At 71.7% G+C, this 18,751-nt stretch carries 16 protein-coding genes, 1 tRNA gene and 1 pseudogene; 7 read left to right on the top strand and 11 right to left on the bottom strand.

Annotation, left to right across the window (positions count from 1 at the left end; translation table 11 throughout):
- Positions 1 to 241: 241 nt before the first annotated feature.
- Positions 242 to 1,018 (top strand): LuxR C-terminal-related transcriptional regulator, encoded by a 777-nt coding sequence (locus tag AC07DI_RS05995; RefSeq protein ID WP_384255419.1) that lies wholly within the window; start codon positions 242 to 244, stop codon positions 1,016 to 1,018.
- On the opposite strand, the gene tamR is transcribed toward AC07DI_RS05995, so the two are convergent.
- Positions 977 to 1,474, bottom strand: a complete 498-nt coding sequence (gene tamR / locus AC07DI_RS05990; RefSeq protein ID WP_362339478.1) for a MarR family transcriptional regulator TamR — start codon at positions 1,472 to 1,474, stop codon at positions 977 to 979. The two genes, AC07DI_RS05995 and tamR, sit on opposite strands and share 42 nt — an antisense overlap.
- Positions 1,475 to 1,614: 140 nt before the next feature.
- Between tamR and AC07DI_RS05985 the strand changes: the two genes are divergently transcribed.
- Together AC07DI_RS05985 and AC07DI_RS05980 are read left to right on the top strand one after the other, a co-directional pair.
- Positions 1,615 to 2,448 carry a trans-aconitate 2-methyltransferase gene (locus tag AC07DI_RS05985; protein ID WP_478902474.1) on the top strand — a complete coding sequence of 278 codons (834 nt, stop codon included), beginning with the start codon at positions 1,615 to 1,617 and terminating at the stop codon, positions 2,446 to 2,448.
- Positions 2,448 to 2,810 carry a VOC family protein gene (locus tag AC07DI_RS05980; RefSeq protein ID WP_478902472.1) on the top strand — a complete coding sequence of 121 codons (363 nt, stop codon included), beginning with the start codon at positions 2,448 to 2,450 and terminating at the stop codon, positions 2,808 to 2,810. The genes AC07DI_RS05985 and AC07DI_RS05980 overlap by 1 nt, the downstream gene beginning before the upstream one ends.
- Before the next feature lie 26 nt (positions 2,811 to 2,836).
- Here the strand turns inward: AC07DI_RS05980 and AC07DI_RS05975 are convergent, their stop codons facing one another.
- Positions 2,837 to 3,523, bottom strand: coding sequence for a TetR/AcrR family transcriptional regulator (locus tag AC07DI_RS05975; RefSeq protein WP_384255431.1), 687 nt, complete (start codon positions 3,521 to 3,523; stop codon positions 2,837 to 2,839).
- The gene (locus tag AC07DI_RS05970; RefSeq protein WP_478902471.1) at positions 3,520 to 4,557 is read right to left on the bottom strand and encodes an acyl-CoA desaturase; all 1,038 of its coding nucleotides are present in this window, start codon (positions 4,555 to 4,557) and stop codon (positions 3,520 to 3,522) included. The genes AC07DI_RS05975 and AC07DI_RS05970 overlap by 4 nt, the downstream gene beginning before the upstream one ends.
- Positions 4,558 to 4,837: 280 nt before the next feature.
- Here AC07DI_RS05970 and ppc point away from each other — a divergent pair, with 280 nt between their 5' ends.
- A complete protein-coding gene (ppc, locus tag AC07DI_RS05965) occupies positions 4,838 to 7,582 on the top strand; it encodes a phosphoenolpyruvate carboxylase (protein ID WP_384255436.1) in 2,745 nt (914 codons plus the stop codon).
- A gap of 130 nt (positions 7,583 to 7,712) precedes the next feature.
- Here ppc and pth read toward each other — a convergent pair whose 3' ends face one another.
- From pth to AC07DI_RS05935, 6 genes are all read right to left on the bottom strand, one after another.
- Entirely contained in the window at positions 7,713 to 8,315 is a 603-nt protein-coding gene (gene pth / locus AC07DI_RS05960; RefSeq protein WP_478902469.1) for an aminoacyl-tRNA hydrolase, read from the bottom strand.
- Positions 8,316 to 8,410: 95 nt separating this feature from the next.
- A complete protein-coding gene (locus AC07DI_RS05955; protein WP_384255441.1) occupies positions 8,411 to 9,004 on the bottom strand; it encodes a 50S ribosomal protein L25/general stress protein Ctc in 594 nt (197 codons plus the stop codon).
- Between the two features lie 197 nt (positions 9,005 to 9,201).
- The gene (locus AC07DI_RS05950) at positions 9,202 to 10,176 is read right to left on the bottom strand and encodes a ribose-phosphate diphosphokinase (protein WP_125513234.1); all 975 of its coding nucleotides are present in this window, start codon (positions 10,174 to 10,176) and stop codon (positions 9,202 to 9,204) included.
- 113 nt (positions 10,177 to 10,289) lie between these two features.
- Positions 10,290 to 11,738 carry a bifunctional UDP-N-acetylglucosamine diphosphorylase/glucosamine-1-phosphate N-acetyltransferase GlmU gene (glmU, locus tag AC07DI_RS05945; RefSeq protein ID WP_478902467.1) on the bottom strand — a complete coding sequence of 483 codons (1,449 nt, stop codon included), beginning with the start codon at positions 11,736 to 11,738 and terminating at the stop codon, positions 10,290 to 10,292.
- Between the two features lie 125 nt (positions 11,739 to 11,863).
- Positions 11,864 to 11,938: transfer RNA gene (locus tag AC07DI_RS05940), tRNA-Gln, on the bottom strand.
- Between the two features lie 26 nt (positions 11,939 to 11,964).
- Positions 11,965 to 12,840, bottom strand: coding sequence for a hypothetical protein (locus AC07DI_RS05935; RefSeq protein ID WP_478902465.1), 876 nt, complete (start codon positions 12,838 to 12,840; stop codon positions 11,965 to 11,967).
- A 167-nt stretch (positions 12,841 to 13,007) separates the two neighbouring features.
- Between AC07DI_RS05935 and AC07DI_RS05930 the strand changes: the two genes are divergently transcribed.
- Positions 13,008 to 14,375: a sensor histidine kinase gene (locus AC07DI_RS05930; protein WP_478902464.1), complete on the top strand. Its 1,368-nt coding sequence runs from the start codon at positions 13,008 to 13,010 to the stop codon at positions 14,373 to 14,375.
- A gap of 199 nt (positions 14,376 to 14,574) precedes the next feature.
- Here AC07DI_RS05930 and AC07DI_RS05925 read toward each other — a convergent pair whose 3' ends face one another.
- Positions 14,575 to 15,093 carry an SUKH-3 domain-containing protein gene (locus AC07DI_RS05925; RefSeq protein WP_384255450.1) on the bottom strand — a complete coding sequence of 173 codons (519 nt, stop codon included), beginning with the start codon at positions 15,091 to 15,093 and terminating at the stop codon, positions 14,575 to 14,577.
- 73 nt (positions 15,094 to 15,166) lie between these two features.
- Positions 15,167 to 15,775, bottom strand: coding sequence for a YwqJ-related putative deaminase (locus AC07DI_RS05920; protein WP_478902462.1), 609 nt, complete (start codon positions 15,773 to 15,775; stop codon positions 15,167 to 15,169).
- Positions 15,776 to 16,104: 329 nt separating this feature from the next.
- Between AC07DI_RS05920 and AC07DI_RS05915 the strand changes: the two genes are divergently transcribed.
- Both AC07DI_RS05915 and AC07DI_RS05910 read left to right on the top strand, forming a co-directional pair.
- Positions 16,105 to 17,091 (top strand): SMI1/KNR4 family protein, encoded by a 987-nt coding sequence (locus AC07DI_RS05915; RefSeq protein WP_384255454.1) that lies wholly within the window; start codon positions 16,105 to 16,107, stop codon positions 17,089 to 17,091.
- 7 nt (positions 17,092 to 17,098) lie between these two features.
- Positions 17,099 to 18,751: pseudogene (locus tag AC07DI_RS05910) on the top strand (SUKH-4 family immunity protein); the annotation flags it as partial.

Genomic DNA, 18,751 nt, shown 5'->3' with positions numbered 1-18,751 from the left:
AAATCACCTTCCGCTCCGGGCGTCCGGCCCTACTCTGAAGGGCAGTGCCGGTGGGGGCCGGTACTGATCAGGGGGCGAGACAGTCGGGTACGACGCCCGGCGTAGGGGTGGCGGTCACCGTGCGGCGGCGGTCGTGCACGACTGCGCAGGTCCCCGCTCCGGGCGCCGTACCCGCACCAGCCGTTCTCCGATGATGGGGTATCCCCTGCTCCTTGGCAGGAGCATGGGGAAGGGGGTTTCTGTGGTTCGCATTCGAGTCCTGGTCGTCGACGACCACCGCATCTTCGCCGAGTCGCTGGCCGCCGCGCTCGCGGCCGAGCCCGACGTCGACGTGTCCGCGGCCGGCAGCGGTCCCGCCGCGCTGCGCTGCCTGGAACGCGCGGTGACCGAGGGCCGCAGGTACGACGTGCTGCTCGTCGACGCCGACCTCGGCGCCACCGCCGGCGCCCTGCACGGCATCCGGTCCGCCGTGCCCGTCCAGGAGGGCAACGCCGACGGGCTTGTCGACGGCCTTTCCCTGGTCGCGGGCGTGCGCACGGGCCAGCCCGCCGTGCGCACCGTGGTGCTCGCCGAGAAGGACGACCCGCGCCGCGCGGCCCTCGCCCTGCAGGCCGGTGCCTCGGGGTGGGTCGCCAAGGACTGCTCGCTGTCCCGGCTGCTCACGGTCATACGCGGCGTCCTGCGCGACGAGACGCATCTGCCGCCCGCCCTGCTCACCGGCGTCCTGCGCGAGCTGACCGCCGCCCGCAAGCACCGCACCGAGTCCGAGCGCCTGGTGGAGTCGCTGACGCCGCGCGAGCGCGAGGTGCTGCGCTGCATGGTGGCGGGCCTGGGCCGCAAGGCCGTCGCCGAGCGCCTCTTCCTCTCCCCGCACACGGTGCGTACGCACATGCAGAACGTCCTGGGGAAGCTGGGTGTCCACTCCACCCTCGCCGCGGTGGCGCTGGCCAGGCGCGCGGGCGTGGGGCCCGCCGACCTAGCCGGGGATGTTGTCGAACGGGGCGGTCAACTGGCGTAGCAGCCCGGCCAGTTCGCCCCGCTGGGCGCGGGAGAGCTCCGCGAGGATCGCCCGCTCCTGTTCGAGCAGCCCGGCGAGGGCCTGGTCCGCGCGGTCCTGGCCCTCGGCGGTGAGGCGGACGAGGACGCCGCGCCGGTCACTGGGGTCGGGCAGGCGCTCGACGAGGCCCTTCTTCGCGAGCCGGTCGATGCGGTTGGTCATCGTGCCGGACGTCACGAGCGTCTGTGTGAGGAGCTGGCCGGGGGAGAGCTGGTAGGGGGCGCCCGCGCGGCGCAGCGACGTCAGGACGTCGAACTCCCACGGCTCCAGGTTGTGCTCCGAGAAGGCGAGTCTGCGGGCGCGGTCCAGGTGCCGCGCGAGCCTGCTCACGCGGCTGAGCACCTCGAGTGGTTCCACGTCGAGGTCCGGGCGCTCCCGGCGCCACGCTGCGACCAGCCGATCGACCTCGTCCTCCATGACGATCAGTGTAGGGGGTCTGTCGACATGAAGTCTCTTGACGTCAAGATACTTGGGGGTGAAGATGGCGCCAGGAACGCGTACGGCACGTCACCGCGCCGCCCGCCCGCGTTCACCGCGCCGTCTTCGAGGAGGCCCTCATGCCCACGCCCGCAGCCGCCGCCACCTGGGATCCGCACCAGTACCTGCGCCACGCCGGCCACCGCTCCCGCCCCTTCGCCGACCTCCTCGCCCGCGTGCCGGAACTCCCCGCCGCCGGCCGCCCGCCCCGCATCGCCGACCTCGGCTGCGGCCCCGGCAACGTCACCCGGCTCCTCGCCGGGCGCTGGCCCACCGCGCACGTCACCGGCCTCGACAACTCCTTCGAGATGCTGGCCGAGGCCGACCGCCTGACGGGCCCCACGGACGGGGGAGGCCGCCTCGACTTCGCCCACGCCGACGCCACGGACTGGACCCCGCCCCCGCACGCGTACGACCTGATCCTCTCCAACGCGACCCTGCAATGGGTGCCGGACCACCCCGGCTCCTTCCCCGCCTGGGTCGACGCCCTGACGCCCGGCGGCACCCTCGCCTTCCAGGTGCCCGGCAACTTCGACGCCCCCAGCCACACCCTGATGCGGGAACTGAGCGAGTCCGAGCGGTGGCGGGACCGGCTCGGCGGACGCCTGCGCCACGCGGACGCGGTCCTGACACCGGGCGCCTACCTGGAGCGGCTCACCGCACTCGGCTGCGAGGTCGACGCCTGGGAGACCACCTACCAGCACCTCCTGACGGGCGACGACCCAGTCCTCGACTGGGTCAAGGGCACGGGCCTGCGCCCGGTCCTGACGGCTCTCGCCGACGACCCCCGGGCAACGGAGGAGTTCCTCACCGAGTACCGCGCACTCCTGCGCGAGGCCTACCCGCCCACCGGCCACGGCACGGTCTTCCCGTTCCGGCGGGTGTTCGCGGTGGCGCGGAGGGCGGACGCCTGATGCTGACGGCCCTCGACCACGTACAGCTCGCCGCCCCGCCCGGCAGCGAGCCCGCCCTTCGCACGTACTACGTCGACGTGCTCGGCATGACGGAGACGCCGAAGCCGCCGGTGCTCGCGGCACGCGGCGGCTGCTGGTTCGAGGCGGGCGGCGTACGCCTGCATCTGGGCATCGAGAGCGACTTCAGACCCGCGAGGAAGGCACACCCCGGGCTGCGGGTGCGGGGAATCGAGGAGTACGCGGCCCGGCTCGCCTCCCGGGGCGCGAAGGTCACCTGGGACGACGACCTGCCGGGCCACCGACGCTTCTACTCCGAGGACCCGGCCGGCAACCGCCTCGAATTCCTCGAACCACTGGCCTGACCGGGCGGGGGTCCGAAGACAGGCCCTCAGCTCTTCCTGTGGCCTATCAGGCGCGGCTTCGGTTCCAGACCGTCCAGGCCGTGCCAGGCCAGGTTGACCAGGTGGGCCGCCACCTCCGCCTTCTTCGGCTTGCGGGCGTCCAGCCACCACTGGCCCGTCAGCGCGACCATGCCGACCAGCGCCTGCGCGTAGAGCGGGGCCAGTTTCTGGTCGAAGCCGCGGCCCTTGAACTCCTGGCCCAGGATGTCCTCGACCTGCGTGGCGATGTCGGAGATCAGGGACGCGAAGGTGCCGGTGGACTGCGCCACCGGCGAATCGCGGACCAGGATGCGGAAGCCGTCCGTGTACGTGTCGATGTAGTCGAGGAGGGCGAAGGCGGCCTGTTCGAGGAGTTCACGCGGGTGGCCCGCGGTGAGCGCCCCCGTCACCATGTCCAGGAGCTGGCGCATCTCGCGGTCCACGACCACCGCGTACAGGCCCTCCTTGCCGCCGAAGTGCTCGTACACGACCGGCTTGGAAACCCCGGCCTTCGCCGCGATCTCCTCCACCGACGTGCCCTCGAAGCCCTTGGCGGCGAACAGCGTGCGACCGATGTCGAGGAGCTGTTCCCGGCGCTCGGCCCCCGTCATCCGGGTCCGGCGGGTGCGCCGGGGCTGCTTCTCTTTGCCGGCAGGGATGGAATTGCTGGAGTCGGTCGCCACGTCGTCAATCATGCCGCGTCTGACACGGATGCCTCGCGGCGGGCGCCGGCCGCCCCCTCGGGCTTGCGGCGCGCGTCGATACGCGACTGCGAGGGCCACCGCACGTCGTACGCCCAGCCCAGCCGCTCGCACCAGCGGATGATCCGCGCGGACGAATCGATCTGGCCCTTCATCACACCGTGCCGCGCCGACGTCGGGTCGGCGTGGTGCAGGTTGTGCCAGGACTCGCCGCAGGACAGCACCGCGAGCCACCACACGTTGCCCGAACGGTCACGGGACTTGAACGGCCGCTTGCCCACCGCGTGGCAGATGGAGTTGATGGACCACGTGACGTGGTGCAGCAGCGAGACCCGCACCAGCGAGCCCCAGAAGAACGCCGTGAACGCGCCCCACCACGACATCGTCACCAGACCGCCCACCAGCGGCGGGATGCCGAGCGAGACGATCGTCCAGAGCAGGAACTGCCGCGAGATCCGCCGGATCGCCGGGTCCTTGACCAGATCGGGCGCGTACTTCTCCTGCGACGTGCGCTCCTCGTCGAACATCCAGCCGATGTGCGCCCACCACAACCCCTTCATCAGGGCCGGGACCGTCTCGCCGAAGCGCCAGGGGGAGTGCGGGTCACCCTCCGCGTCGGAGAACTTGTGGTGCTTGCGGTGATCGGCCACCCAGCGCACCACCGGGCCCTCCACCGCCATCGACCCCGCCACCGCGAGCGCGATCCGCAGCGGCCGCTTCGCCTTGAAGGAGCCGTGCGTGAAGTAGCGGTGGAAACCGATGGTGATGCCGTGGCACCCGAGGAAGTACATGAGGACGAGCAGCCCGAGATCGAGCCAGCTCACCCCCCACCCCCAGGCCAGCGGCACCGCCGCGAGCACGGCAAGGAAGGGCACGACGATGAAGAGGAGCAGCGCGAGCTGTTCGAGCGAGCGCTTCTGCTCGCCGCCCAGCGTCGAGGGAGGCGGCGGCCCCGCGGGGGCATCGGCCGCCGGCGGAGCGTTGTCGATCACATCGGTGTCGGAGTACGCATCGGAGGATGTCGTCATGGGCACGTCCCCTGGGGGGTCGAGGGTTTGAAGTGGGTTCGGTGCACGGGCACGGTTCCCGCAGCGGCTGTCATACCGCGCTTCCTACGGTTCCGTAACCTACGGCGACGTAAGTATGGCAGTGCGGAGCCTCGCGGCAAGAGGCCGCGAGCTCCGAGCCCGAAGTGACACCTATCCTTGGGATCGGTCGGACAGCGCGGTCCGCTCTGTATCTCCCCCGGGTTCCCCGCAAGGACCCTCCCAGTCTTGAAGCTCTTCAACACTGCAAGGAGCCGCACCTGTGAGCAGTGCCGACGACCAGGGCCAGCAGGCCACCAGCAACGCCAGCACCGAGCTGCGCGCCGACATCCGCCGCCTGGGCGACCTGCTCGGCGAGACCCTCGTACGCCAGGAGGGCCCCGAACTCCTCGAACTGGTCGAAAAGGTCCGCAGCCTGACCCGCGAGGACGGCGAGGCCGCCGCCAGGCTCCTCGGCGGCACGGAACTGCAGACCGCCGCCAAGCTGGTCCGCGCCTTCTCCACGTACTTCCACCTCGCGAACGTCACCGAGCAGGTCCACCGCGGCCGCGAGCTGCGCACCCGGCGCGCCGCCGAGGGCGGACTGCTCGCCCGCACCGCGGACCGCCTCAAGGACGCCGACCCCGAGCACCTGCGCCAGACCGTGCGCAACCTCAACGTGCGCCCCGTCTTCACCGCGCACCCCACCGAGGCCGCCCGCCGCTCCGTCCTCAACAAGCTCCGCCGCGTCGCCGAACTCCTGGAGACGCCGGTCATCGAGTCCGACCGGCGCCGCCACGACACCCGACTGGCCGAGAACATCGACCTCATCTGGCAGACCGACGAACTGCGCGTCGTACGCCCCGAGCCCGCCGACGAGGCCCGCAACGCCATCTACTACCTCGACGAGCTGCACGCGGGCGCCGTCGGGGACGTCCTCGAAGACCTCACCGCCGAACTGGAACGCGTCGGCGTCGAGCTGCCCGAAGGCACCCGCCCCCTCAGCTTCGGCACCTGGATCGGCGGCGACCGCGACGGCAACCCCAACGTGACCCCGCAGGTCACCTGGGATGTCCTCATCCTCCAGCACGAGCACGGCATCAACGACGCGCTCGACCTGATCGACGAGCTGCGCGGCTTCCTCTCCAACTCCATCCGCTACACCGGAGCCACCGACGAGCTCAAGGCCTCCCTCCAGGGCGACCTGGAGCGGCTGCCCGAGATCAGCCCCCGCTACAAGCGCCTCAACGCCGAGGAGCCCTACCGCCTCAAGGCCACCTGCATCCGGCAGAAGCTGGAGAACACCAAGCAGCGCCTGGCCAAGGGCACCGCGCACGAGGAGGGCCGCGACTACCTCGGCACCGCCGAGCTCCTCCAGGACCTCACGCTCATCCAGACCTCGCTGCGCGAGCACAAGGGCGCCCTCTTCGCCGAGGGCCGGATGAACCGCACCATCCGCACCCTGGCCGCCTTCGGCCTCCAGCTGGCCACCATGGACGTACGCGAACACGCCGACGCCCACCACCACGCGCTCGGCCAGCTCTTCGACCGCCTCGGCGAGGAGTCCTGGCGCTACACGGACATGCCCCGCGAGTACCGCCAGAAGCTCCTCGCCAAGGAGCTCAGGTCCCGGCGGCCCCTCGCGCCGTCCCCGGCCCCGCTGGACGCCGCGGGCGAGAAGACCCTCGGCGTCTTCCACACCGTCAAGAAGGCCCTCGAAGTCTTCGGACCCGAAGTCGTCGAGTCGTACATCATCTCGATGTGCCAGGGCGCCGACGACGTCTTCGCCGCCGCCGTCCTCGCCCGCGAGGCGGGCCTCATCGACCTGCACGCGGGCTGGGCGAAGATCGGCATCGTGCCGCTCCTGGAGACCACCGACGAGCTGCGCGCCGCCGACGTCATCCTCGACGAGATGCTCGCCGACCCCTCGTACCGGCGCCTGGTCGCCCTGCGCGGAGACGTGCAGGAAGTCATGCTCGGCTACTCCGACTCCTCCAAGTTCGGCGGCATCACCACCTCGCAGTGGGAGATCCACCGCGCCCAGCGCAGGCTGCGCGACGTCGCCCACCGCTACGGGGTCCGCCTGCGCCTCTTCCACGGTCGCGGCGGCACCGTCGGCCGCGGCGGCGGCCCCTCCCACGACGCCATCCTCGCCCAGCCCTGGGGCACCCTGGAGGGCGAGATCAAGGTGACCGAACAGGGCGAGGTCATCTCCGACAAGTACCTCGTGCCGTCCCTGGCCCGGGAGAACCTCGAACTCACGGTGGCCGCGACCCTCCAGGCCTCCGCCCTGCACACCGCCCCGCGCCAGTCCGACGAGGCCCTCGCCCGCTGGGACGCCGCCATGGACGTGGTGAGCGACGCGGCCCACACCGCCTACCGCCGGCTCGTCGAGGACCCGCACCTGCCCGCGTACTTCCTCGCGTCGACCCCCGTGGACCAGCTCGCCGAGCTCCACCTGGGCTCACGGCCCTCGCGCCGCCCCGGCTCGGGCGTCTCGCTCGACGGCCTGCGCGCCATCCCGTGGGTCTTCGGCTGGACCCAGTCGCGGCAGATCGTGCCCGGCTGGTTCGGCGTCGGCTCCGGCCTCAAGGCACTGCGCGAGGCCGGCCTCGACACCGTCCTCGACGAGATGCGCGAGCACTGGCACTTCTTCCGGAACTTCATCTCCAACGTCGAGATGACCCTGGCCAAGACGGACCTGCGCATCGCCCGGCACTACGTCGACACCCTCGTGCCGGACGAACTCAAGCACGTCTTCGAGACCATCGAGGCCGAGCACGAGCTGACCGTGCGGGAGGTGCTGCGGGTCACCGGCGACACGGAGCTGCTCGGCTCCCACCCGGCCCTCCAGCAGACCTTCGCCATCCGCGACGCCTACCTGGACCCGATCTCCTACCTCCAGGTCGCGCTGCTCAAGCGGCAGCGGGATGCCGCGGCGGCGGGGGAGGAGCCCGACCCGTTGCTCGGGAGGGCGCTGCTGCTCACCGTCAACGGGGTGGCCGCGGGGCTTCGTAACACGGGCTGACGCCCCGGCCCACGTGACGGGCCCCGCATCGCTTCGGCGGTGCGGGGCCTGTCCGTCGTATGTCGGCCGCGGGTCCGTCGTGGCCGGTCGCGCAGTTCCCCGCGCCCCTGAAGCGGCGCTTGCGCGCCGCTCAGGAGTTGTACGTGCTCTGTGCCCGCTCAAGGCCCTCCGTGACCAGAGCCTCCACCGCGTCGGCCGCCCGGTCCACGAAGTAGTCGAGTTCCTTGCGCTCCGCCGCGGAGAAGTCCTTCAGGACGAAGTCCGCCACCTGCATCCGGCCCGGCGGGCGGCCGATGCCGAACCGCACCCGGTGGTAGTCGGAGCCCATCGCCTTCGTCATCGACTTCAGACCGTTGTGGCCGTTGTCGCCGCCGCCCAGCTTCAGGCGCAGCGTGCCGTAGTCGATGTCCAGCTCGTCGTGGACCGCGACGATGTGCTCCGTCGGCACCTTGTAGAAGTCCCGCAGCGCCGTCACCGGGCCGCCCGACACGTTCATGTACGACATGGGCTTCACGAGGATCACCCGACGGCTCGCAGGACCCGGCGCGCCGACCCGGCCCTCGACCACCTGGGCCTGCGCCTTCCCGGCGCGCTTGAACCTGCCGCCCATGCGCTGCGCCAGCAGGTCCGCCACCATGAACCCCACATTGTGCCGGTTCATGGCGTATTCGGGGCCCGGATTGCCGAGGCCCGCGATCAGCCAGGGGGCGCTGGCGTCCGTCGTCACGTGCATGTCTCCTTCATACGCCCATGTCCGGTACGCACGCGGCAGCCGCCGCCCCCGTCAGGGAGCGACGGCTGCCGCAATACGCGTGTGGTCGGCGAGGCTCAGGCCTCGGCGGCCGCGTCGTCGGCGGCACCCTCGGCCGGGGCCTCCTCGGCCTGCGCGGCCAGGACCTGGATGACGACCGCGTCCTCGTCGATCGCCAGCGTGGAGCCGGCCGGCAGCGGGATGTCCTTGGCGAGGATGGACGCACCGGCGTCCAGGCCCGCGATGGAGACGGTGACCTCGGTCGGGATGTGCGTGGCCTCGGCCTCGACCGGCAGCGTGTTCAGCACGTTCTCGAGCAGGTTGCTGCCCGGGGCCAGCTCGCCCTCGGTGTGGACCGGGATCTCGACCGTGACCTTCTCGCCGCTGCGGACGAGCAGCAGGTCGACGTGCTTCAGGATGCCCTGACGGAGAGCGTCGCGCTGCACGGCCTTCGGGATGGCCAGCTGGGTCTTGCCGTCGACGTCCAGGGAGATCAGGACGTTCGGCGTACGCAGCGCCATCAGCAGGTCGTGGCCCGGAAGCGCCAGGTGGACAGGGTCGGCACCGTGGCCGTAGAGAACGCCGGGGACCTTGTCCTCGCGGCGGATGCGGCGGGCGGCGCCCTTGCCGAACTCGGTGCGGGTCTCGGCGGAAAGCTTGACCTCGGGCATGTGCACTCCTCGTACAACAGGTGTCGGATGGGGTTACCCGGCCATACGACAGGCCTGCTACGAAGAGCGCGTCGATAACGGACCGCCGCACACCCCGCCTCATCAGAAGCGTGTGCGGCCTCCCTCGCCGAGCAACTCCGTGAGTCTACCCGGCGGGGGAGGCCGCCCAGAAATCGATCTTCAGATCGAGGCTCCGGTCACTGCTCCTCGAAGAGGCTCGTCACCGAACCGTCCTCGAAGACCTCGCGCACCGCGTTCGCGATCGTCGGCGCGATCGAGAGCACCGTGATCTTGTCGAGCTCCAGCTCACCCGGCGTCGGCAGCGTGTCCGTGAACACGAACTCGCTGACCTTCGAGTTCTTCAGACGGTCCGCGGCCGGACCCGAGAGCACACCGTGCGTGGCCGTCACGATGACGTCCTCCGCGCCGTGCGCGAACAGCGCGTCGGCGGCGGCGCAGATCGTGCCACCCGTGTCGATCATGTCGTCGACCAGGACGCAGACGCGGCCCTTCACCTCACCGACCACCTCGTGCACGGTGACCTGGTTGGCGACGTCCTTGTCACGACGCTTGTGGACGATCGCCAGCGGAGCGCCGAGACGGTCGCACCAGCGGTCGGCCACCCGTACACGACCGGCGTCCGGCGAGACGACCGTCAGCTTCGAACGGTCGACCTTCGCACCCACGTAGTCCGCGAGGATCGGCAGCGCGAACAGGTGGTCCACCGGGCCGTCGAAGAAGCCCTGGATCTGGTCCGTGTGCAGATCGACGGTGAGGATGCGGTCCGCACCCGCGGTCTTCATCAGGTCCGCGATCAGACGCGCCGAGATCGGTTCACGTCCGCGGTGCTTCTTGTCCTGCCGCGCGTAACCGTAGAACGGCACGATGACCGTGATGGAGCGGGCCGACGCGCGCTTCAACGCGTCGATCATGATCAGCTGCTCCATGATCCACTTGTTGATCGGAGCGGTGTGGCTCTGGATCAGGAAGCAGTCGGCGCCGCGCGCCGACTCCTGGTAGCGGACGTAGATCTCACCGTTGGCGAAATCGAAGGCCTTCGTCGGCACGATGCCGACACCCAGCTTGTGTGCGACCTCCTCGGCCAACTCGGGGTGGGCGCGGCCGGAGAAGAGCATCAACTTCTTCTCGCCGGTCGTCTTGATCCCGGTCACAGCACTGTCTCCTCAGAGAGTTCTTCCCGCTGCCGTACTCACGCGTCCCGGTGCGTCGAGTCGGCCGAATGTGCACTATCACGGTACGCCGTGTCAGACGCACCTGTTTCCGGTCAGCTTTCGCCGTCCGGCTCCCGGGACGCCGCCTCCGCCGCCTTCGCGGCCGCGCTCCCCGGACGCTTACGGGCCACCCAGCCCTCGATATTCCGCTGCTGGCCCCGCGCGACGGCCAGCGAACCGGCCGGCACATCCTTCGTGATCACGGACCCGGCGGCGGTGTAGGCACCGTCCCCGACCGTGACAGGAGCCACAAACATGTTGTCCGACCCCGTACGGCAGTGGGACCCCACCGTCGTGTGGTGCTTCGCCTCACCGTCGTAGTTCACGAAGACGCTCGCGGCACCGATGTTGGAGTGCTCGCCGATCGTCGCGTCCCCCACGTACGACAGGTGCGGCACCTTGGAGCCCTCACCGATCGTCGCGTTCTTCATCTCCACGTACGCGCCCGCCTTGGACTTGACCCCGAGCCGGGTGCCCGGCCGCAGATACGTGTACGGGCCGACGACCGCACGCTCCCCGATCTCCGCGCCGTCGGCGACGGTGTTGTCGACCCGCGCCCCGGGACCCACCCTGGTGTCCTTCAGGCGGGTGTTGGGTCCGACCTCGGCCCCCTTGCCCACCTGCGTGGCACCCTGCAGCTGCGTGCCCGGATGCACGATCGCGTCCCGCTCGAACGTGACCGTCGCGTCGACCCACGTCGAGGCCGGGTCCACGACGGTGACGCCCGCGAGCATCGCCTCCGTGAGCAGCCGGTCGTTCAACGTACGGCGCGCCTCGGCCAGTTGTACGCGGTTGTTGATGCCCGCGATCTCCCGGTGGTCCCCGGCGACGGCCGCGCCGACCCGGTGCCCGGCCTCGCGCAGGATCCCCAGGACGTCCGTGAGGTACTCCTCGCCCTGGCTGTTGTCGGTACGCACCTTGCCGAGCGCCTCCGCGAGCAGCCGCCCGTCGAACGCGAACACCCCCGAGTTGATCTCCCGGATCGCGCGCTGCGCCTCGGTGGCGTCCTTGTGCTCGACGATCGCCGTGACGGAGCCGTCGGTGCCGTCACGCACGATGCGGCCGTAGCCGGTCGCGTCCGGCACCTCGGCGGTCAGCACGGTCACGGCGTTCCCGTCGCCCTCGTGCACCGCCGCGAGCTCCTGGAGCGTCGCGCCGGTCAGCAGCGGGGTGTCGCCGCAGACGACGATCACCGTCCCCTCGACCGTCCCGCCCAGCTCCTCGAGGCCGATGCGCACGGCGTGCCCCGTGCCGTTCTGCTCGGCCTGGTAGGCGGTGCGGACCTGCGGCGCGATGGCCCCGAGGTGCTCGCGCACCTGGTCGCTCTGGAAACCGACGACGGTGACGAGCTGCTCGGGCGAGAGCGCGGAGGCGGCGTGGAGCACGTGTCCGATGAGGGAACGGCCACAGATCTCGTGCAGGACCTTGGGGAGGTCCGACTTCATACGGGTGCCCTCACCCGCTGCGAGGACGACGACGGCTGCCGGGCGGTTGGCGCTCACGGGGGTGCCCTTCGGCTTCGGATGGCTTGGGGTGCCTGGTGGGGTGGACATCCGCAGGATACCGGGGCGTTGGGGGGCGGAAATGAGGGCGGGTCCTGACCTTGTAGGTCAGGACCCGGAACGGCTGGCTCCCCCGCCAGGACTCGAACCCGGACAGATGGCACCAAAAGCCACAGTGCTGCCAATTACACCACGGGGGAATGAATCGGCTAAACCGGACGTTTAGTCAGGTCGCCGAATCGGCACCCAACACTATGCCGTACCAAGCGCCTTCCATGCGACGGTACAACTCCGCACTCCCGCGCACGTAGATGATCAGGCAGCCGTGGTAGGACTCCCCGGTGTTCTTCCTGACGGTGCGGGGGTTGTGTTTCTTCAGGGTCGCCTTGCCGAATGCGGTGGAGTCGACTCCCGTCACGTCGGCCCAGAACTCCTGGGCGGCGGATACGTCGGCGCTCTCGTGGATGCTCAGGCGCAGGGTCAGCCGTTCCTTGGTCACGCCCAGTAGGGCGAGCCAGCGCAGGAAGACGCGGATGACGTCGGGGTCGCTGTTGATGAACTGCAGGACCTCGCTGCGCCGGTACGGCTTGCTCTTGGCTCCTTCGGCCCAGTAGAGGGCCACCCCGGCGAGGAAGAGCTCGCGGTCCGACAGGGCACCCACGGCAGCCGTCGCCTCCTGCCGCGCCCTTTGACGCTCGCGCTCCTGCCTGGCGCGCAGTTCCGCCAGTCCGGCATTCATGCGTGCCCGCTGCTCCTCGGGTGTGCAGCGTGGTGCGGGCGAGGGCAGGTCGCGCACCCACAGGGAGACGGAACTCTTCGAGCAGCCCAGCTCGGCCTGGATCTCGTTGTACGTCCGGCCTTGACCGCGCAGCTCTCGTGCCCTGTCTCGAAGCTCGTCCTTCGCCCTTGGGCGCTTGGTCCACTCTGCGGGCGGCTCACCCTGGACCAGTCGGCTCAGGGTCTCCTTGTTCCGTACCCCCAGTGCGCCGGCGATCTGCCGAAGACTCATTCCCTCGCGCCGCAGGGCGATCGCCTTCTGCCGTAGTCCCTCGAAGTCCCCGTACTTGTTTTTGGCGCCCTCGGCGGGCGTGACCTCCGTCATGGGGCGACCCTCGTCCGGAATGCGGACGTCCGGCCTGAAAGCAGGAACGGTTCAACAGTTCGAGGGATACCGGCAGGTTTCGCTTCCGGTCGAACACGGCGTGTGCTGGATCACCGAGCCGGAAACTCACCGGAAAACCGGGGCGGAACGCCCGTACGCTGGAAGGCATGACCACGACGGGGGACGACCGCACCACGGCCATGACCGGGCCGTGGTGGTGGGAGAGGTGGCGCGGGGCCGCGCTGGATGTGGGGCTCGGCGCGCTGTCCGCGGCGGAGTGCGGGGCGGAGGGCGTGGCCTTCGCGCGCGACTCCGGGCTGCCCATGCCGGTGGGCATCGGTTTCGGGGCGCTCGCGGGCGCGTCACTGTTGCTCCGGCGGCGCTGGCCCGTCGCCGTCGTGCTGATATCGATCGCGATCACGCCCGCGCAGATGGGCGTGCTGCTCACGGTCGTCGGCCTCTACACCCTGGCCGCCTCCGAGCTGCCGCGCCGCATCACCGGGGCGCTTGCCGGGATGTCGATGGCGGGCACGCTGATCGTCGCGCTGGTGCGGGCCAATCAGGACGCGGCGGAGGGCAGCCCGTCGATCGGCAGTGAGTTCCTCCCGTTCTTCGCGGTCACCGCCGCGGTCGGGGTGACCGCGCCACCGGTGCTCCTCGGTCTCTACGTCGGCGCCCGGCGCCGTCTCGTGGAGGGGATGCGGGAGCGCGCGGACAGTCTGGAGCGGGAGCTCCAGCTGCTCGCCGAGCGCGCGGAGGAGCGGGCGGAGTGGGCGCGGAACGAGGAGCGGACGCGGATCGCCCGGGAGATGCACGACGTGGTGGCGCACCGGGTGAGTCTGATGGTGGTGCACGCGGCGGCTTTGCAGGCGGTGGCGCGGAAGGATCCGGAGAAGGCGGTCAGGAACGCCGCGCTCGTCGGTGACATGGGACGGCAGGCGCTGACGGAGCTGCGGGAGATGCTCGGGGTGCTGCGGTCGGGCGACGGGGTGAAGAAGGAGAGACCAGAGAGGTTCGGGGGGTCCGGGACGCCCGGGGGGTCCGCGGAGCCGCTGCCGCTCGCCGCCGTGGGGTTCGCGGCCGCCGCGGCGGCGTCGCGTGCGGTGGACGAGGACGGTCCGTGCCTGGCGGAGCTGGACGAGTTGGTGGGGCAGTCCCGTGCGGCGGGCATGGCGGTGGATCTGTCGGTGGAGGGGGAGCCGGGCGACTGTTCGGCGGATGTGGAGCAGACCGCGTACCGGGTGGTGCAGGAGGCGCTGACGAACGTGCACAAGCACGCGGCGGGTGCGAAGACGTATGTGCGTCTGGCGTACCGGGGGGCGGAGATCGCGATGCAGGTGGAGAACGAGCCACCACCGGAGGCGGGTGGCGGCGCGGAGGACGCGCGGCTGCCCAGTGGCGGCAATGGGCTCGTGGGGATGAAGGAGCGGGTGACGGGGCTCGGCGGGGTGTTCGTCTCGGGGCCGACGGACGGCGGGGGTTTCCGGGTGTCGGCGGTGTTGCCCGCGGCGGCCGTGGCGATGGGCCAGGGCTAGGGCCTGTCTTTCGGATCTGTCCGGGGTCGCGGGGCCTGGCACGCACATCTGCGGCGTTGTCGTCGGTTGCCGACGCTCCGCGTTGCCGCCCTCCTCCGCCTTGCAGCTGCACGCACCAGACCCCGCTCGAGCCCCACCCAAGGCAAGGCCACCCAAGTCCGGCCTGATCCGAAAGACAGACCCTAGGGCCTCCGGAGGGTTACGTTCCCGTGCTCGCCGAGAGACGGGTCGGCTGGGCGCCCGTGATGAGGGTGGCGAGTGCCTGGTCGATGTGGGCGCCGAGGAACCAGTCGCCGCTGTGGTCGAGGCTGTAGACGCGGCCTTCGGTGTCGATGGCCAGGAGTGCCTGGTTGTCGGGTTCCTCGCCGATGGGGCAGACCTCGGTGTCCAGGGCGCGGCCCAGGTCGCCGAGGGTGCGGGCCAGGTGCAGGCCGTACATGGGGTCGAGGTGGACGGTGGCGGGTGCTATCTGGCGGCCGGGGCCCTGCGGGGTGATGTGCAGGCCGCCGAACTCGGCCCAGGCTTCGACGGCCGCGGGGAAGACGGTGTGCCGGTGTCCGGCGGGCGAGGTGTGGCGGCGCAGGGCGTCGGCCCAGATCTCGGCCTGCTTTATGTCCCAGTGCCCGGGGCGCCAACCGGCGGCGCGCAGGGCGGCGTCGACGGGTACGGGGAAGCGGGTGCTGCCGCCGGTGGTGGTGGCGGGGCGGTCGGGGTGCATCGGGTGGTGGCCCTCGTTCGGTCGTTCGGGCGGTCGTTGGGGCGGTCGCGGGGACGGGCGGTCCGGTCGAGGGTCAGTTCTCGGTGGTCGCGGGGTCCACGACGCGTACGCCGAAGTGGGCGGTCAGGGCGGTACAGGAGCGGCACGGCGGGGCGAAGCCGCCGTGCAGGGGGTCGCCGTCCTCGCGGATGCGGCGGGTGGTGAGTTTGGCGTGCTTGAGGGCTTTGCGGGCCTCGCCGTTGGTCATGGGTTTGCGCGCGGCGCGTTTGGAGCGGCTCGCGTCGGCCGCCGTGAGGTGGCGGGAGATGAGGATGGCCTCGGCGCAGCGGCCGGTGAAGCGTTCGCGCTGGCCGCTGGTGAGGGCGTCGAGGAAGTCCTGGACGAGCGGGTGGAGCGCGGGGGGTTCCTCGCCGCGGCGCGCGGTGCAGGTGAGTGTGGTCTGGCCGCGTACGGAGAGGGCGGCGGCGACGGTCGGCAGGATGCCGTCGCGGCGCTGGCGGAGGAAGGGCGCGTGGGCGGCGGTGGCGCTCCAGCCGACGCGTGGGTCCCGGTCTCCCGGCATCGGGATGGTGGCCGGGCCGTGGCCGTGTGCGTGCCCCTCGCCGGTGGTGTCGTCGGTCGTGGTGGCCGCCGTCGTGGGCAGCGTGTGGCTGCCGGGCATGCCGCTGTGTGTCGTCTGCATGGTGCTCTTCCCTCCCCCTGCTCGCGGTCGTCACCGCGTGTGCCACGCCCCCGCGTTGCGGGGACAGCCTGCCAAATGGGGCGGGTGGTGCGGAAGCTGGGGCACTGCGACACGCCTGGCTTCGCGTCGGGTTTCGCCGCACGGTGACCGTGCGGTGGCTGGTGGTCATGGAATCGGAGGGCCGGTGACCGGTGCCGTGCTTGCGCATAGGCTGTGTCGGCATCGCTGAACGAGATGCGGAACGAGACGCACACGCGTGGACCGGTTCCGCGGATCGGTTCACACGAAAGAATTCAGAATCTTCCACAGTGCCGCAGGGGGCAACCGCCATGACGACAGGTCGGCTGGGGCAGCAGGCCGCGCCGCCGAACGCGGCGTACGCCGGGCAGGTCGTGCACTTCCCGGACCCGGTCCGTGCCGCGCGCCATCCCCGGGGGGTGCGCGTGGACGAGCACGGTTATCCGGACTTCTCCGCCTATGCGCGTGCCGCCGCGGAGATCGCCGAGCCGCCGGAGGGTTTCGGGGTCGACGAGCTGCGTCTGACGGACTACGTGTCGGCGAACGCGGCGCTGGCGGCGGTGGGTCACGAGCTGTGGGACACGATTCCCGCGGTGGCGACGCCGCACGGCTGGACGTGGCACCACGTGCGGGGCAGTCGCCGTCTTGAGCTGGTGCCCGTCGAGGTGAAGGCGTTGCTGCGGCACCACGGCGGGATCGCGACGACGCCGGTGGACCAGGACAAGCGGGGCACGCGTCCGCTGCAGGAGACGCGGCCCGCGCACTTCGGGCTGCCGAAGGCGGCGGTCGCGGTGACGGAGCAGCAGGTGCAGGGGGTGGAGGAGGACCTGGGCTATCGCCTGCCGGGTGCCTACCGCTCGTTCCTGAAGGCGGCGGGTGGTTGCGCGCCGGTCGGCGCCGCGCTCGACGCCGAGTTGGGGCTCCTGGTCGACCAGCCGTTCTTCACGGTGCGGGACGAGGCCGCGGTCAACGACCTGGTGTACGTGAACAAGTGTCTGCGCGACCACCTGACCAAGGACTACCTGGGGGTCGGTTTCGTGCAGGGCGGTCTGCTGGCCGTGAAGGTCAAGGGTGACCGGGTCGGTTCGGTGTGGTTCTGCGCGTACGACGACGTGCGGGATCAGGACGCGTGGCCGCCGGCCGAGCGGGTGCGGCGGCTGCTGCTGCCGTGCGGTGACGACTTCGACGCGTTCCTGTCCCGGCTCGCGGGCAATCCGCCGGAGCTGGAGACCGTGGCGAACCTGATGGTGGACGGCGGCTTCGCGCAGGCCGTTCCCGTGTCCTCGGGTGGGGAGTGACGTAGCGATGGTGACGTTCGCGCAGGCGCAGGATCGCGCCGAGGAGTGGATCAACGGCGACGTGCCGGCCTATCAGCACCGGGAGGTGCGGGTCCGGGAGTTCGACCTGGGGTTCGTCGCGTGGGCCGAGGACCGCGAGAACGGTCCGGTGTCGGACGGTGGCGGCCAGCGGCTGGTCATCGCGCGGGACAGCGGTGAGGCCTCGCTCTGGCCCGCGCTCGCCGTGGGTGAGGTGATCCGGCGGTACGAGGAGGAGTACGGCCTGCCGGACGCGGTGCCGCGGGACACGCCTCCGGCGCCGCCGGAGCGGGTCGACCTGAACCAGACGTCGTTCTTGCTGACGCCTCCGGAGTGGCTCCAGGAAGCGGCGGACAAGATGGGTATTCCGGACCGCCGTGCGGGCTCGGAGCCGGCGGCTCCGTCCGACGGGCCGGCCCCGGTGGATGCCGGGAGCCCGGCTCCGCGGGCCCCCGACGCGCCTGCCGTGCCTGCCGCGCCGGGTGGCGGTACGCCGTGGCCCATGGCCGCCGGGGCCGACGGTGACGAGAGCGATGACAGTGATGGCAGCGGGGACAGCGAGGGCAGCCTGCCCGGAGCCTCGCCGGGCGTGCCCGCAGGGGCGACCCCGTGGGCCGGTACGGACACCAACGCCGATGGGGGCGAGGACCATTCGGTGCCGCTGCCCGCGACGGTGTTCGCGCCGCCGCTGACCGGCCTTGACGAGGGCGACACCCCGCCGCCGGGCGCCGCGCCGGACGCCAAGACGGCGCTGATGCACGGGGGCAGCCAACTGCCGCGGACGGCGCTCGCCCCGGCGCTGGACACCCCGGCGCCGGGCACGCCCGCGGCTCCCGCGGCCTCCGCCGCGCCCGCCGGTCCGCCGCCGAACGCGCCGCAGCCGCCCGCGGGTTCGCCGACCCCGCCACCGATGCCTCCGCCGCAGGCCGCGCCGGATGCGGCGGGCGCCCCGGGTGCACCGGGTGCTTCCGCGTACGGGTATCCGCAGGGGCCGGTCGCCGCGGGTGCTGACGCGGGTACGAGTGCGGATGCCGGTGCGAGTGCCGGGGACATCGCCGACGCCGCGACCAGCAAGGCCGAGGGGCTGCCGCCCCGGGGTTCGCGCGGGAGCGGGGGCGGTACGCCACCGCCGCCCGGACCGCCCGGCGCGCCCGCCGGTAGTACGCCGCCGCCCGGCGCGCCTGGTGCACCCGGTGTGCCTGGTGCGCCCGCCGGTAGTACGCCTGGTACGCCGCCGCCTTCGGGGCCCGGTGCCCCCGGCACGCCCGCCGGTGGTTACGTTCCGACGCAGCTCGTCTCCTCGCTCGGCCCGGAGGGCCCCGCGGGACCGGCGGCTCCCGCGGCTCCGGACGCGTCGGGTGCGCCGCAGCCTCCCGGCCCGCCCGGTACGCCGCCGCCTCCGGGTGGTGGCGTGCACCACGCGGCGACGATGCTGGCCGACCCGAGCCTGGGCGGCCCCGGCGGAATCAGGCCGCCGGGTGCTCCCGGTGCTCCCGGTGCTCCCGGCGCACCCCAGCCCCCCGGCCCGCCCGGCGCTCCTGGTGCTCCGCAGCCTCCCGGCCCGCCCGGTACGCCGCCGCCTCCGGGTGGTGGCGTGCACCACGCGGCGACGATGCTGGCCGACCCGAGCCTGGGCGGCCCC

Source organism: Streptomyces sp. NPDC044106 (assembly GCF_056433985.1).
This window is presented reverse-complemented; position numbering and strand designations above follow the sequence as displayed.

Coding starts and splice junctions, on each gene's coding strand:
- tamR (WP_362339478.1), bottom strand. CDS start 1,474: ATGGAGGACGAGGTCGATCGGCTGGTCGCAGCGTGGCGCCGGGAGCGC.
- AC07DI_RS05985 (WP_478902474.1), top strand. CDS start 1,615: ATGCCCACGCCCGCAGCCGCCGCCACCTGGGATCCGCACCAGTACCTG.
- AC07DI_RS05980 (WP_478902472.1), top strand. CDS start 2,448: ATGCTGACGGCCCTCGACCACGTACAGCTCGCCGCCCCGCCCGGCAGC.
- AC07DI_RS05975 (WP_384255431.1), bottom strand. CDS start 3,523: ATGATTGACGACGTGGCGACCGACTCCAGCAATTCCATCCCTGCCGGC.
- AC07DI_RS05970 (WP_478902471.1), bottom strand. CDS start 4,557: ATGACGACATCCTCCGATGCGTACTCCGACACCGATGTGATCGACAAC.
- pth (WP_478902469.1), bottom strand. CDS start 8,315: ATGCACGTGACGACGGACGCCAGCGCCCCCTGGCTGATCGCGGGCCTC.
- AC07DI_RS05955 (WP_384255441.1), bottom strand. CDS start 9,004: ATGCCCGAGGTCAAGCTTTCCGCCGAGACCCGCACCGAGTTCGGCAAG.
- AC07DI_RS05935 (WP_478902465.1), bottom strand. CDS start 12,840: ATGACGGAGGTCACGCCCGCCGAGGGCGCCAAAAACAAGTACGGGGAC.
- AC07DI_RS05930 (WP_478902464.1), top strand. CDS start 13,008: ATGACCACGACGGGGGACGACCGCACCACGGCCATGACCGGGCCGTGG.
- AC07DI_RS05925 (WP_384255450.1), bottom strand. CDS start 15,093: ATGCACCCCGACCGCCCCGCCACCACCACCGGCGGCAGCACCCGCTTC.
- AC07DI_RS05920 (WP_478902462.1), bottom strand. CDS start 15,775: ATGCAGACGACACACAGCGGCATGCCCGGCAGCCACACGCTGCCCACG.
- AC07DI_RS05915 (WP_384255454.1), top strand. CDS start 16,105: ATGACGACAGGTCGGCTGGGGCAGCAGGCCGCGCCGCCGAACGCGGCG.